Genomic DNA, 13,978 nt, shown 5'->3' on the forward strand with positions numbered 1-13,978 from the left:
TATGTTAGAAAAAGTCCAAAATTATTTTCACGAAAGTATTCAAAATCGCATTAGTGTCGCAGGAGAACTGCCTGAGCAGTTAATTAATGCGGCAGAACGGATAGTTTCTTGTTTACTACAAGGTAATAAGGTGATTGTATGTGGTGATGGGCGTTCTTATATTAACGCACAATTATTTGTTGCAAATTTACAGCACCGCTATGATATTGCTCGACCAAGCTTGGCTGCAAGTTTATTGCAATATGATAATGTCTTGGCTGCCTGCCTTGCTCAGGAGCAAAATTTAGATCAGCTTTATAAAAAACAATTTAAAGCGATTGCGAAACAAGGGGATATTCTTGTTATTTTTGCCCCCAAAGGGGAGGAAAAGATCATTCAGAATACGGTACAGAGTGCGGTAGCTGATAATATTTCTGTTTTAGCTTTTACTAGTCTGTTGAATAGTGGAATGTCAGCTTGGCTTGGTAATAATGATTTGGAAATTCGTATTCCACTAAGTAATGAAATGCGGGCAATTGAAGAGCACCATTTTTGTGTAAATTTATTAAGTGAATTAATTGATAATTTACTTTTTAACCCAACCCCCTATTAATTGGAAACTAAGGAGTTGAATATGTCTTTATGGCTAACACGTATTGTTCAGGCAAGTTTATTTGCTTTTGTTGTAACTTCTTTGCAGGGCTGTTTAACAACTGCAGTCGTTGGAGGAGCAGCAGTGGCCACGAAAGTTGCAACGGATCCTCGTAGCGCAGGCAGACAATTAGATGATGAAACCTTAGAGGAAAAAGTTGCTTACAATCTAAATAAAGATGATGAGTTAAAAGAAGATGCGCGCATTAATGTCGTTGCTTATAACGGCAAAGTATTGCTGATTGGGCAAGCCCCGAATGAATCAGCAAAAGAGCAGGCAAAAAATATTGCCGCGGGGGTTGATGGGGTTGTGATGGTGTACGATGAAATTCGTATTGGTGAGAAGATCGGCATTGTACAATCAGGACAAGATAGTTGGATTACCACCAAAATAAAATCACAACTTTTTGCGAATTCTGAAGTCAAAGCGACCGAAGTGAAGGTTATTACTGAAAACGGTGAGACTTTTCTTATGGGAAATCTCTCTTCTGCCCAAGCGAATGCTGCTGCAGAAGTGGCTCGTAACGTAAGTGGCGTGACCAAAGTAGTAAAAGTGATCACTTATACAGAATAATTTTGGGAGAATAAATTTGGGCATATTGGTTCCCAGTATGCCTTTTTATTTTGCAAAAAAATCAGGAAAACCGACCGCTTGTTGGGTTCTTCCGCAAAAAATTTGACTTTGGCTCTGCCTTGATAGATTATCGCAAGCCATTTTTTATTTAGGACAACCGAATGCGTGATAATGAAAACTTGGTTGAAGTAAAGAACCTTACCTTTAAGCGAGGTGAGCGGGTTATTTACGATAACCTAAATCTTAAGGTAAAAAAAGGGAAGATCACGGCAATTATGGGGCCTTCTGGCATAGGAAAAACAACTCTGCTGCGTTTAATTGGCGGGCAACTTATCCCTGATGCGGGAGATATTCTATTTGATGGAGAAAGTGTTGCAAAAGCTTCAAATAGTAAGTTGTATCAGTTGCGTCAGCGTATGGGGATGTTATTTCAATCAGGAGCACTGTTTACCGATCTTTCTACCTTTGATAATGTTGCTTACCCTATTCGTGAACATACTCGCTTATCTGAAAGTTTAATTCGTAAGCTGGTACTAATGAAATTAGAAGCTGTAGGCTTACGAGGTGCCGCACAACTCATGCCATCTGAGCTTTCTGGTGGAATGGCACGTCGCGCAGCATTGGCTAGAGCAATTGCACTTGATCCAGACTTGATTATGTATGATGAGCCTTTTGCTGGACAAGATCCGATTAGTATGGGGGTGATTGTCGATTTAATCAAAAAGCTTAATCAAGCATTGAATTTAACCTCAATTGTTGTTTCGCACGATGTGGATGAAGTGTTAAGTATTGCTGATTACGCTTACATTGTGGCAGATAAACGAATTATTGCGGAAGGTACTTCTGAAGAGTTACTTGCAAGTAAAGACCCTCAGGTTGTGCAATTCCTTGCTGGTAAAGCTGATGGCCCAGTACAATTCCATTATCCCGCAGCCGATTATACGGAGGAGCTATTTAATGATTGAGATGATTAGTTCAGTTGGGGCTTCTGTCATTGGCTTTATTCGTGCATTTGGGCGAGCAACTTTTATGCTTTGGGGAGCGTTGGTAGGTAAGCCAGAAATACGTAAGCATACGCCATTGCTGATTAAACAACTGTATGTGCTAGGCGTGCAATCTTTACTAATCATTATGCTCTCAGGGCTATTTATTGGTATGGTACTTGGTTTGCAAGGTTATGTCGTATTAGTTGATTTTTCTGCAGAAACGAGTTTAGGGCAGTTAGTTTCACTCTCTTTATTGAGGGAATTAGGGCCTGTAGTGACGGCACTCCTTTTTGCTGGGAGAGCAGGTTCTGCTTTAACCGCAGAAATTGGTTTAATGAAAGCAACAGAACAGCTTTCTAGCCTTGAGATGATGGCAGTTGATCCATTAAGACGCGTTATTGCTCCTCGTTTTTGGGCAGGAATTATTGCGATGCCAGTTTTAGCAGCGATTTTTACTGCAATAGGTATCTGGGGGGGATCATTAGTTGGGGTAGATTGGAAAGGTGTGGATTCTGGCAGTTTCTGGTCTGTAATGCAAAATACCGTTGGAGTAAGTGATCTGATTAATGGCTTTATCAAAAGTGTGGTTTTTGCTCTTGCTGTCGTTTGGATTGCACTTTTTAATGGCTATGATGCAATGCCAACATCAGAAGGAATTAGCCAAGCGACAACACGAACCGTTGTGCACGCTTCATTGATAGTATTAGGCTTAGATTTTATTTTAACTGCAATTATGTTTGGTGGTTAATTAACAAGGAAAAATTATGCGTCAATCATTAAAATTTGAATTTTGGGTCGGTTTATTCGTTCTATTGGGTTTAGGAGCATTAATCTTCCTCGGATTACGGGTAGCAAATGTACAAGGCTTTTCGGCAGAAAAAACTTACCCCTTGTACGCAACTTTCGATAACATTGGCGGACTAAAAGTCCGTGCGCCGATTAAGGTTGGCGGTGTGGTTGTTGGGCGTGTTGCAGATATTCAATTAGATGCACAAACTTATACCCCAAAAGTGACATTAGCTGTAAACGAAGAATTTAATCAAATTCCGGATACTAGTTCACTTTCAATTAAAACCGCAGGCTTATTAGGTGAACAATATATTGCATTAAATGTTGGCTTTACCATTGAAGGCGAAACAGAAATGCTTAAAGCTGGAGATACTTTTGCAGACACTAATTCCGCAATGGTACTCGAGGATTTAATCGGGCAGTTCTTATATGGTGATAAGAAAACCGAAAATAGTGAAACCGCTGAACCAAAAGCGGAATAATTTTTACGCTAGGATTATCCTAGTGCTTTTAACAGACATTGAGTCGAATGGAGTTTTAACATGTTGAAAACCCTTAAAAAAATCTTAGTTGCAGGTGCTGTGGTAGTATCTACCTTAATTTCTAACATGGCATTAGCATCAAGTAGCCCTTATGTATTAATGCAGCAAACCGCAGATAAATTATTTGGTGACATTAAAGCTAACCAAAGTAAAATTAAAGCGAACCCAGATTATTTACGTACGATTGTGCGCAATGATTTGATGCCCCATGTACACGTGAAATACGCAGGGCAATTAGTCTTAGGTAAAAATTTAGCATCGGCAAGTGATGCGCAAAAAGAAGCATTTTTTGGGGCTTTTGGTCAATTTATTGAGCAATCTTATGCGCAGGTTTTAACGCAATATACCGATCAAAAAGTGCAGATTGAAAATGAAAAACCAGTAGGTGATAAATCTATTGTGAGTATTCGTGTTAATGTATTGCAAAATGGTAATGCTCAGCCAATTAAACTAGACTTCAAATGGCGTAAGAATAGTAAAACTGGTCAATGGCAAGCATATGATATGGCAGCAGAAGGCGTAAGTATGGTTGCGACCAAACAAAATGAGTGGAGTGGTGTCTTGCGCCAAAAAGGGATTGATGCTTTAACGGCTCAAGTGGCACAATCTGCAAAACAACCAATCACTTTAGGCAAATAATTCTTTATGCAGACAAAAAATCCATTACAATGGGGCGTTCAGCAAAATAATGAAAGCCTGATGGTTCAATTGTCTGGCGAGCTTAATCGGGACACGTTGCTTCCATTATGGAAGCAACGTGCTTCTTTTTTATCGCCAAAAGCAAACCAACATCTCTATTGGGATCTCAAAGGTTTGACTTCAATTGATTCTGCCGGCTTTGCTTTGCTCGCTGAATTGCTTAACCATTATCACAAATCTACCCCGTGCAGTTTGATTAATGCGCCAGAAAGCCTACTCAAATTGGCGGAATTATTTGATTTATCCGAATGGTTTGCTTCTTTCTTACATTCACCTAGTGGGTATAAATAAATTATGGAACCGAAACAAATCGAAGAAATTTTAGTTGCTGCATTAGATGCTGATGAAATTCATGTGCAAGGCGAAGGTTCGCATTTTGGCGTGATTGTTGTTAGCGATAGTATTGCTGCGCTTTCCCCTGTCAAACGCCAACAAGTTGTTTACGCGCCTTTAACCGAGCGTGATCTTTTTGCAACAGGTGCTATTCACGCGCTGACTATTAAAGTGTTCAGTAAAGAAAAATGGAAGATACAAGCGGTATATTTTGTAGAATTTTTTGCAAAATACGTACGTTCAATATTGGCTTGAACCTTTGCTTGTCGTGCTAGTATAGCGAGTATGCACCGCTTGTTTTATATCATAAAATGAAAGGAACTTTATAAAATGGAAAAATTCCGTGTTCACGGCCCCTTTACCTTAAGTGGTACAGTTGATATTTCTGGCGCAAAAAATGCTGCGTTACCTATTTTATTTGCAGCAATTCTTGCCGAAGAGCCTGTTGTTTTAACTAATGTACCAAAATTGAAAGATGTTGAGACAACATTCAAAATTTTACGCCAATTAGGGGTTGTTGTTGAGCGAGCAGAAGATGGCGCTGTGCATATTAATGCAAAAAATATCAATAACTACACCGCGCCTTATGAGTTGGTAAAAACGATGCGAGCTTCCATTTGGGCACTAGCACCGTTAGTTGCTCGTTTCCATCAAGGGCAGGTTTCACTACCTGGTGGTTGCACTATTGGTGCAAGACCTGTAGATATGCATATTTCGGGGCTTGAAAAAATGGGCGCAACGATCACGTTAGATGAAGGCTATGTAAAAGCAGAAGTGAATGGTCGCTTAGCTGGCGCAAGAGTTTTGATGGATAAAGTGAGTGTTGGTGCAACTTTATCTGTGATGATGGCAGGAACGTTAGCTAAAGGCACGACAGTGATCGAAAATGCTGCGCGTGAACCAGAAGTAGTGGATACTGCGGATTTCCTAAATAAAATGGGCGCTAAAATTAGTGGGGCTGGTACGGATACTATTACCGTGGAAGGCGTTGAGCGTCTAAGTGGTGGCGAACACCGTATTGTTGCAGACCGCATTGAAACCGGTACATTTTTAATTGCTGCGGCAGTCTCAGGTGGTCGTATTACTTGCCGAGGAACCAAAGCCGACACTTTGGATGCAGTCATTGAAAAATTACGTGAAGCAGGTATGCAAGTGGATGTTACGGAAGATAGTATTACACTAGATTCGCTTGGACAGCGTCCAAAAGCAGTAAATATTCGTACAATGCCACACCCTGGTTTTCCAACCGATATGCAGGCACAATTTACTCTATTAAACGTGGTTGCAAATGGCACGAGTAAAATTACCGAAACGATTTTTGAAAACCGTTTTATGCACATTCCAGAGTTAATTCGTATGGGAGCTAAAGCGGAAATTGAAGGCAATACTGCGATTGTACATGGTGTTGAGATGCTCTCTAGTGCCGAGGTGATGGCAACCGATTTACGGGCTTCAATTAGCCTTGTTTTAGCCGGCTGTATCGCAAATGGTGAAACAGTGGTTGATCGTATTTACCATATTGACCGTGGTTATGAAAATATTGAAGCGAAATTACAAGGATTAGGCGCAAGAATTGAACGTTTTTCTGCACCTAGTGAAGAATAATTTTAATCAAAAAACAAGGCATTGAAAATCACTTTCAATGCCTTTTATTTTGTAAAAAATGGTTTAATTTCAACCGCTTGTTTTTGATCAAACTAACTAAAATAATCGACACAGATTATCTGATTTTTTGATAGCATAGTAAGTGTTAATTTTTTGTTTTTTTAGAGTGAGTGATTATGAATCCAAGACGTAAATCTCGATTAAAAGTCGTTCTGAGTGTGTTGGCAGGCGTTGCTGTTGCTGCGAGCTTAACCTTGTATGCATTAAGCCAAAATATTGACCTATTCTATACCCCTTCTGAAATTGTGTATGGGAAAAATGATGATCCCAATACGAAGCCAGAAGTTGGGCAACGAATCCGAGTGGGGGGAATGGTTGTTGATGGTTCAGTTAAACGTGATGATAAAACCTTAAAAGTTGAATTTGGTTTGAATGATATTGGGCCTGCGATTCAAGTGGAATATGAAGGCATTTTGCCCGATCTATTCCGTGAAGGGCAAGGTATTGTGGCACAAGGTGTGCTGATTGAGCCTACTAAACTGCGTGCGACTGAGGTATTAGCCAAACATGATGAAAACTATATGCCTCCAGAATTAGATGATCAGATGAAAAAAGCTCATCAGCCAATGGGTATTTCAGCTAATGATTTAAAGGGGGAGTCTGAGCGCGATCGTCGTGAATTAACAGGGGAAAATCAATGATTGCTGAATTAGGCAACTATACCCTTTCTTTGAGTTTAGCACTGTCAGTTATACTGGCAGTGTTGCCACTTTGGGGAGCGGAAAAAAATAACCATACTTTAATCTCACTTGTTCGACCAATGACATGGGCAGTATTCTTAGCTCTGACAGTCTCTTTTGGCTCTTTATTTTATCTTTTTGCTGTAAATGATTTTACGGTGCAATATGTGGTAAACAACTCAAATAGCACCTTGCCGATTGAATATCGTCTATCTGCTGTTTGGGGGAGCCACGAAGGTTCTCTTCTTTTATGGATTTGGCTACTCTCGCTTTGGAGTGTTGCAGTAGCAAGCTTTAGCCGACAAATGCCAGAAGAGTCGGTTGCTCGTGTATTAGCCGTAATGGGCTTAGTGAGTATAGGTTTTCTTATTTTTATTATTTTTACCTCTAATCCATTCGACCGTACTTTCCCAAATTTCCCTGTCGATGGACGTGAACTCAACCCAATGTTGCAAGATGTGGGCTTAATTTTCCACCCGCCATTGTTGTATATGGGTTATGTTGGCTTTTCAGTCGCCTTTGCTTTTGCGATTGCTTCATTGATGACTGGCCGGCTTGATACCGCTTGGGCAAGATGGTCTCGCCCTTGGACAATGGCAGCATGGGTATTCTTAACTCTCGGTATCGTACTTGGTTCTTGGTGGGCATACTACGAGCTTGGCTGGGGAGGCTGGTGGTTCTGGGACCCTGTAGAAAACGCATCACTAATGCCGTGGATTGCAGGTACTGCCTTAATTCACTCATTAGCAGTAACCGAAAAACGCAGTACATTTAAGGCGTGGACAGTGTTACTCGCAATCCTTGCTTTCTCACTCTGCCTACTGGGTACATTCTTAGTACGTTCAGGGATTTTAGTTTCTGTACATGCCTTTGCCTCTGATCCAACACGAGGCTTGTATATTTTGGCTTACTTAGTGATTGTGATTGGTGGCTCACTTTTACTTTATGCTTATCAAGGCAACAAAATTAAGAGTTTGGATAACTCAGAACGCTATTCTCGTGAAAGCTTACTATTGCTGAACAACATTTTGCTGATGGCATTTTTGTCAGTAGTATTCTTAGGCACAATTTTACCGCTTATTCATAAACAGATTGGGCTGGGCACAATTTCGATTGGTGCACCATTTTTCGACCAAATGTTTATGATTTTAATGGTGCCTTTTGCCTTTTTGTTAGGCGTTGGGCCGCTGGTAAAATGGCGACGCGATCAGTTCTCGGCAATTCGTAAGCCTGTAATTATTTCAACTCTGCTAATGGCAGTATTAGGTTTTGCTCTGCCATATTTATTTGCCAGCAAAATCACCGTAAGTGTTGTGCTTGGCACAATGATGGCGGTGATTATCATCGCATTATCGCTATACGAGCTACACCAACGTGCAACCCACCGACACAGTTTTGTGCAAGGTTTATTTAAACTCTCTCGTAGCCACTGGGGTATGGTGCTTGCTCACTTAGGTGTCGCAATGACGGTATTCGGCATCGCATTCAGCCAAAACTTCAGTATTGAAAAAGATGTGCGAATGAATGTGGGTGATAAAACTCAAATTTTAGATTACGAATTTACTTTCAAAGGTATTCGTGACAGCAATGGGGCAAACTATATCGGCGGTACAGCGGATATTGAAATCACTCGTAATGGAAAATACGAAGCAACTCTTGAAGCGGAAAAACGTTTCTATAACGTAAGTAAAATGGGAATGACCGAAGCCGCTATTGACTGGGGCTTTACTCGTGATTTATATGCCGCATTGGGTGAGCGTTTGGAAGATGGCTCTTGGGGCGTACGCCTTTACTATAAACCGTTTATCCGTTGGATCTGGTTCGGTGGCATATTTATGGCACTCGGTGGATTGCTCTGTATGTTAGATAGACGTTATCGTTTAAAGGTTGCAACTAAGTCACAATTAGCATAATCTATGTACTGCTTTGCTAAATTTGGAGTGATTATGAGCGAATCCAAAGGTTTTTTCCGTAAATTAATGGATAAATACAACGAACTCTGTAAAGATTTAGGCGTAGATGGCGGCGCTTGCCGTGGTTGTGTGCCTATAGTGAAGTTTGATCCAGAAACTGAGGAAAAAACCAAACAAGAGCAAACTAAATAATTATGACTTTAGCGTTCACAGGGCGATTATCGCCCTGTTTTATTTTTTATTCATGATAAAAATAACAATGGAAACACAAGATTACTTTTTTGATGGTTTTAATAGTGCTTTTGCGACTCACCAAGCCGTGGCTCAATTATTAGGGCAAGCCCAAGTACAAGCATTACTTCCCCCAGTACAGGTTGTGGAGCAAGGACAAGCGGTTGAAATTCCGCTAAATTTTACAAATTTTTCAGAATGGCAATTACAACTGGAAACCGGCGAGGTATTTACGGGGATTCCTGAAAATGGGCGGATTGTGCTGCCATCAGATCTGCCATTGGGCTACCATGAGGTGACATTGGCTGATGCACAATGTCGCTTAATTATTACACCGAAAACTGCTTATCAACCGAAAGAAATTTTGGCTAAAAAGAAGCTTTGGGGAGCAATTTTACAGCTTTATACTCTCCGTTCTGAACAAAATTGGGGAATTGGAGACTTTGGCGATTTAGCCCAATTTCTCACTTATTTAGCACGGCAAGGTGGTGATTTTGTGGGGTTAAACCCAATTCACTCTTTATTTCCTGCTAATCCAGAAGCTGCAAGCCCTTATAGTCCCTCATCACGCTTATGGCAAAATATACTCTATATTGATGTAACCGCCATACCTGCTTTCCAAAATAGCCTCCAAGCTCAAGAGTGGTTTCAGCAGCCAGAAACACAGCAGAAATTAAATGCTGCGCGAACTTGTGATTATATTTCGTACTCCTTAGTTACTCAGCTAAAATTACAAGGCTTAGCTCTTGCTTATGAACAGTTTAAACAAGAAGATCAAACTGATTTCGAACAATTTATTGTAGAGAAAGGCGAACCGTTAAAAATACAAGGCACTTTTGATGCGTTACATCAATGGCTATCCGAGCAATATCCTGCTCAATGGGGTTGGAGTAATTGGGCAAGCGAATGGCAAGATTATACTTCACCACAAGTTGCAGATTTTCAGCAACAACAGCCTGAGCGTATTCGCTTTTATATGTGGCTACAATTTATTGCTAGCCAACAACTCAAAGCTTGTTATGAGTTAGCCAAACAGCTCAATATGCCAATTGGGTTTTACCGCGATTTAGCCGTTGGCGTAGCAAACAATGGTGCGGAAACTTGGTCGGATAAATCTCTTTATGTGCTGGGAGCAAGTATTGGGGCACCACCAGATATGCTTGCGCCCCAAGGGCAGAATTGGGGGCTATCGCCCATGCATCCAAGCGTATTGCAAGCACGAGCCTATCAACCCTTTATCGATCTATTACGTGCAAATATGCAAGATTGTGGAGCATTACGCATAGACCATATTCTAGGCTTAATGCGTTTATGGTGGGTACTACAAGGTGGCAGTGCAGTAGAAGGGGTTTATATTCGTTATCCTTTTGAGGATTTGCTTGGTATTTTGGCTTTAGAGAGCCAACGCCACCGGTGCTTGATTATTGCAGAAGCATTGGGGACTGTGCCAGAGGGTATCTTAGAGGCATTAGAGCAAAAAGGCATTCTCGCTTATAACGTATTCTATTTTGAATTTGAAGATGGTAAGAGCAAACCGCTTTCGCATTATCCATACCAAGCAATGACCACACTCAGTACTCACGATCTGCCAACGATTAATGGTTATTGGCAGGAGTATGATATTGCGCTTGGTCAGCATTATGATATTTATCCAAGCCAAGCGATTTTAGACTTTGTGCAAGAGAATCGCTCTTTGAGTAAAAAAGCATTTTGTGAAGTATTAGCTAAAGTAGGGATTCTGGCAAGCAATGATAAAATGCCTATAAGTTCTGCTTTCAATCATCAACTGCAAAGCTATGTTGCACATACTAATTCAGCACTCTATGCAACTCAGCCCGAAGATTGGCTGAATATGTTAGAACCCGTGAATATTCCGGGAACAAGTTCTGAGCATCCAAATTGGCGGAGAAAATTATCAAAGTCTATTACAGCAATTTTCTCTGATGAGTCAATATTAGCATTGTTAAACTCAATTCAGCAGAATCGCACTTAAAACTATCCCCTAGATAGCTGAGCTATTTAGGGGATTATTTTAAATAGGCGGTAAGATGTGAGCACAGTTGTTAATTTGGCAGACAATTTGACAAAAAATATGTTCTATTTCTTGTTCGGTTAATTCAATCTTATGTTCTGCAAAAATAGCTTGCAGGCTTGAACACATTCTTATCGAGGCTGCACTCGGAATAAATTGATAATTAAGACTAAATTTTTCAGTACAGATACCTTTTGCATTCAGTTTATTTAGTTGCTGAAATACATAGCGATCATTACCAAAGCCTATTTGGTTCCAAGCTTGTGCTAAATTTTGAGCCAGCGCTCTCTTAAAAGTATAACAACTGACATCAATGAATTTTTCGCTACCTAACTCAAAGCGAATATTCTCTAAGAGAATCCCTTGATGGCGAATATTGACCGTATAGGTATTAGGATGGCTTTTTATATAATGCCCAAGACTCTCGATTTTATCTTGACATAAAAAATTGCCTTTGCGATCAATTAGGTTGCGAAATGTATAAACGTAATCAGGATCTTCTTTGACATAAACGTCAAAAACATTTTGAATATGATCAGGCTGATAGAAATTATCATCATCTAAATAACAGATAATATCTTCTTGTACTAAAAAAGGTGCTATTGCATTAATGCGGCTATTATACCAGCCATCTTTCCCTGTATTCATCGGCAAATAAATGGCGGTAACGGCAGGATACTGGCTGAGTATTGCACGAGCATTATCAAAGAATTGCTCGCCATCAACAAACACATAATGTTTAGCTGGATAAGTTTGGTTTGCAACACTTTGAATAGCTCGGTGTAATTCAATTCTACCGATAGTTGCGGTAATTACCGCAAAGGTTAAACGACTTTTATTTGTAACTCTCTCTTTCATTATGCTCCGCGTTATACTTCTAATTCGGCTTCATTCCCCCGTTCTTCTAGCCAATTACGACGATCTTCTGCACGTTTTTTAGAGAGCAGCATGTCCATTAATTCCATGGTCGATTGCATTTCTTCAGTTTCGGCATCATCTAACGTAAGCTGAACTAAACGGCGTTTGCTCGGCTCCATTGTAGTTTCACGCAGTTCTTCATAATCCATTTCTCCCAACCCTTTAAAACGTTGTACTTTTGGGGTACCACGCTTTTTCTTCGCAAGTTGAGCGAGAATTGCGTCTTTTTCTGATTCATCTAGGGCATAATGCACTTCATCTTTACCGATCTCAATACTATAGAGTGGTGGCATTGCCACAAAAACGTGCCCTTCCTCCACCAATTTACGGAAATGGCGTAAGAATAAAGCACAAAGTAGAGTGGCGATGTGTAAACCGTCCGAATCTGCATCGGCAAGAATACAGACTTTGCCGTAACGCAGTTGGCTTAAATCATCGCTATCAGGGTCGATACCTAAGGCCACCGCAATGTCGTGAATTTCTTGCGAGCCAAGCACGGTATTAGACGAATCTTCCCAAGTATTCTTAATTTTGCCACGCAGTGGCAAAATCGCTTGGAAATCTTTATCACGAGCTTGTTTGGCTGAACCGCCTGCAGAATCCCCTTCCACTAAAAAGAGTTCAGTACGGCTTAAATCTTGCGATGCACAGTCAGTCAGTTTGCCGGGTAGGGCAGGGCCGCTAGTGATTTTTTTGCGAATTACTTTTTTCTCAGCATTGAAACGATTTTGAGCTGATTCCACCGCCATTTCTGCGAGTTGTTTTGCAGTTTCTATATTTTGCTCCAACCAAATCGCAAAGGCATCTTTTGCAATATTTTCCATATAAGTTGCCGCTTGACGGGAAGAAAGTCGCTCCTTAGTTTGCCCTGCAAATTGTGGTTCTTGCATTTTGAGTGAAAGCACATAGCTACAGCGTTTCCACACATCGTCCGCATTCAGTTCCACACCCTTTGGCATCTTGATATTGCGTTCGCAGTAGGCTTTCATTGCTTCAAATAAGCCTTTGCGGAAACCGTTTACATGTGTGCCAGCAAGTGAGGTAGGAATCAAGTTTACATAGCTCTCGGCAAGTAATTCTTCTTTCGGCTGCCAGAAAATCCCCCAACTTGCCGCCCAATTAATGCCATCAATTTCACTCTGAATATCGTAAATAAAAGGCGGATTGGGTAAAAAATCTTCTTCACCTAGCTGCTTTTCTGCAATCACATCATTGAGATAATCGGCTAGCCCATCTTCATAGCACCAAGTCTGCTCAGTTTTGTTGATATGGTTGGTAAAGTTGATAGTGAGTTTCGGGCAAAGTACCGCTTTCGCTTTGAGCAAGCGTTGCAAACGGCTAACGGAAAATTTTTTCTCATCAAAATAATCCATATTCGGGTGGAAACGAATTGCCGTCCCTGTTTGGCGTTTCGGGCAAGTGCCGATCACTTTCAAATCTTCCACTTTCACACCGTTTTCAAAAGCGATGGTATAAATTTCGCCATTGCGTTTGATCTCAATGTCAATCCGTTTAGAAAGGGCATTGACCACAGAGATCCCCACACCATGCAGACCGCCCGAGAAGGTATAGTTTTTATTCGAGAACTTACCGCCCGCATGCAGTTTGGTCATAATCAACTCTACGCCCGACATTTTTTCGGTGGAATGAATATCCACTGGCATACCACGCCCGTTATCAATCACTTCAAGGGAATTATCGGTGTGCAAAATCACATCAATTTGGCTCGCATAGCCAGACAACGCTTCGTCCACACTGTTATCGATCACTTCCTGCCCTAAATGGTTCGGGCGAGTGGTGTCGGTGTACATACCAGGGCGGAGTTGGACGGGTTCGAGATCTTTTAAAACAGTAATTTCATCTGCACCATAGCGTTTTTGTGTCATAGCGGCTCTTTTGATTGATGTGAAAATAAAGGGCGGATTTTACCTTAAATTGAGCGATTTTCCCAATTTTGTGGTTTAGATTAGTGAAATAGAAACTTTT

General features: G+C 40.8%; 15 protein-coding genes. 13 read left to right on the forward strand and 2 right to left on the reverse strand.

The window, feature by feature from the left end; translation table 11 throughout:
* The first annotated feature begins 1 nt into the window (after position 1).
* From F542_RS02555 to malQ, 13 genes are all read left to right on the forward strand, one after another.
* Entirely contained in the window at positions 2-592 is a 591-nt protein-coding gene (locus tag F542_RS02555; protein WP_015433097.1) for a D-sedoheptulose-7-phosphate isomerase, read from the forward strand.
* A 21-nt stretch (positions 593-613) separates the two neighbouring features.
* Positions 614-1,204 (forward strand): division/outer membrane stress-associated lipid-binding lipoprotein, encoded by a 591-nt coding sequence (gene dolP / locus F542_RS02560; protein ID WP_015433096.1) that lies wholly within the window; start codon positions 614-616, stop codon positions 1,202-1,204.
* 161 nt (positions 1,205-1,365) lie between these two features.
* Positions 1,366-2,169 carry a phospholipid ABC transporter ATP-binding protein MlaF gene (mlaF, locus tag F542_RS02565; protein WP_015433095.1) on the forward strand — a complete coding sequence of 268 codons (804 nt, stop codon included), beginning with the start codon at positions 1,366-1,368 and terminating at the stop codon, positions 2,167-2,169.
* Positions 2,162-2,938 (forward strand): lipid asymmetry maintenance ABC transporter permease subunit MlaE, encoded by a 777-nt coding sequence (mlaE, locus tag F542_RS02570; RefSeq protein WP_015433094.1) that lies wholly within the window; start codon positions 2,162-2,164, stop codon positions 2,936-2,938. The genes mlaF and mlaE overlap by 8 nt, the downstream gene beginning before the upstream one ends.
* A gap of 16 nt (positions 2,939-2,954) precedes the next feature.
* Positions 2,955-3,461: an outer membrane lipid asymmetry maintenance protein MlaD gene (mlaD, locus tag F542_RS02575; RefSeq protein WP_015433093.1), complete on the forward strand. Its 507-nt coding sequence runs from the start codon at positions 2,955-2,957 to the stop codon at positions 3,459-3,461.
* Positions 3,462-3,521: 60 nt separating this feature from the next.
* Positions 3,522-4,160, forward strand: a complete 639-nt coding sequence (gene mlaC / locus F542_RS02580; RefSeq protein ID WP_015433092.1) for a phospholipid-binding protein MlaC — start codon at positions 3,522-3,524, stop codon at positions 4,158-4,160.
* Between the two features lie 6 nt (positions 4,161-4,166).
* A complete protein-coding gene (locus tag F542_RS02585; RefSeq protein ID WP_015433091.1) occupies positions 4,167-4,511 on the forward strand; it encodes an STAS domain-containing protein in 345 nt (114 codons plus the stop codon).
* Between the two features lie 3 nt (positions 4,512-4,514).
* A complete protein-coding gene (locus tag F542_RS02590; RefSeq protein ID WP_025266829.1) occupies positions 4,515-4,808 on the forward strand; it encodes a BolA family protein in 294 nt (97 codons plus the stop codon).
* 75 nt (positions 4,809-4,883) lie between these two features.
* Positions 4,884-6,158: a UDP-N-acetylglucosamine 1-carboxyvinyltransferase gene (murA, locus tag F542_RS02595; protein ID WP_025266830.1), complete on the forward strand. Its 1,275-nt coding sequence runs from the start codon at positions 4,884-4,886 to the stop codon at positions 6,156-6,158.
* Between the two features lie 176 nt (positions 6,159-6,334).
* Positions 6,335-6,859, forward strand: coding sequence for a cytochrome c maturation protein CcmE (gene ccmE / locus F542_RS02600; RefSeq protein ID WP_015433088.1), 525 nt, complete (start codon positions 6,335-6,337; stop codon positions 6,857-6,859).
* Positions 6,856-8,811, forward strand: a complete 1,956-nt coding sequence (locus F542_RS02605; protein WP_015433087.1) for a heme lyase CcmF/NrfE family subunit — start codon at positions 6,856-6,858, stop codon at positions 8,809-8,811. Before ccmE ends, F542_RS02605 begins: the two co-directional genes overlap by 4 nt.
* A 33-nt stretch (positions 8,812-8,844) precedes the next feature.
* Complete coding sequence (locus F542_RS10995) at positions 8,845-9,003, forward strand: DUF5363 domain-containing protein (RefSeq protein WP_158329203.1); 159 nt, start codon at positions 8,845-8,847, stop codon at positions 9,001-9,003.
* A 52-nt stretch (positions 9,004-9,055) separates the two neighbouring features.
* Positions 9,056-11,035 (forward strand): 4-alpha-glucanotransferase, encoded by a 1,980-nt coding sequence (gene malQ, locus F542_RS02615; protein WP_025266831.1) that lies wholly within the window; start codon positions 9,056-9,058, stop codon positions 11,033-11,035.
* Between the two features lie 39 nt (positions 11,036-11,074).
* Here the strand turns inward: malQ and F542_RS02620 are convergent, their stop codons facing one another.
* Together F542_RS02620 and parE are read right to left on the reverse strand one after the other, a co-directional pair.
* The gene (locus F542_RS02620) at positions 11,075-11,932 is read right to left on the reverse strand and encodes a glycosyltransferase family 2 protein (RefSeq protein WP_025266832.1); all 858 of its coding nucleotides are present in this window, start codon (positions 11,930-11,932) and stop codon (positions 11,075-11,077) included.
* 11 nt (positions 11,933-11,943) lie between these two features.
* Positions 11,944-13,878 carry a DNA topoisomerase IV subunit B gene (parE, locus tag F542_RS02625; RefSeq protein ID WP_025266833.1) on the reverse strand — a complete coding sequence of 645 codons (1,935 nt, stop codon included), beginning with the start codon at positions 13,876-13,878 and terminating at the stop codon, positions 11,944-11,946.
* Positions 13,879-13,978: the final 100 nt, after the last annotated feature.

This window comes from Bibersteinia trehalosi USDA-ARS-USMARC-188, assembly GCF_000521725.1.
GTDB lineage: Bacteria > Pseudomonadota > Gammaproteobacteria > Enterobacterales > Pasteurellaceae > Bibersteinia > Bibersteinia trehalosi.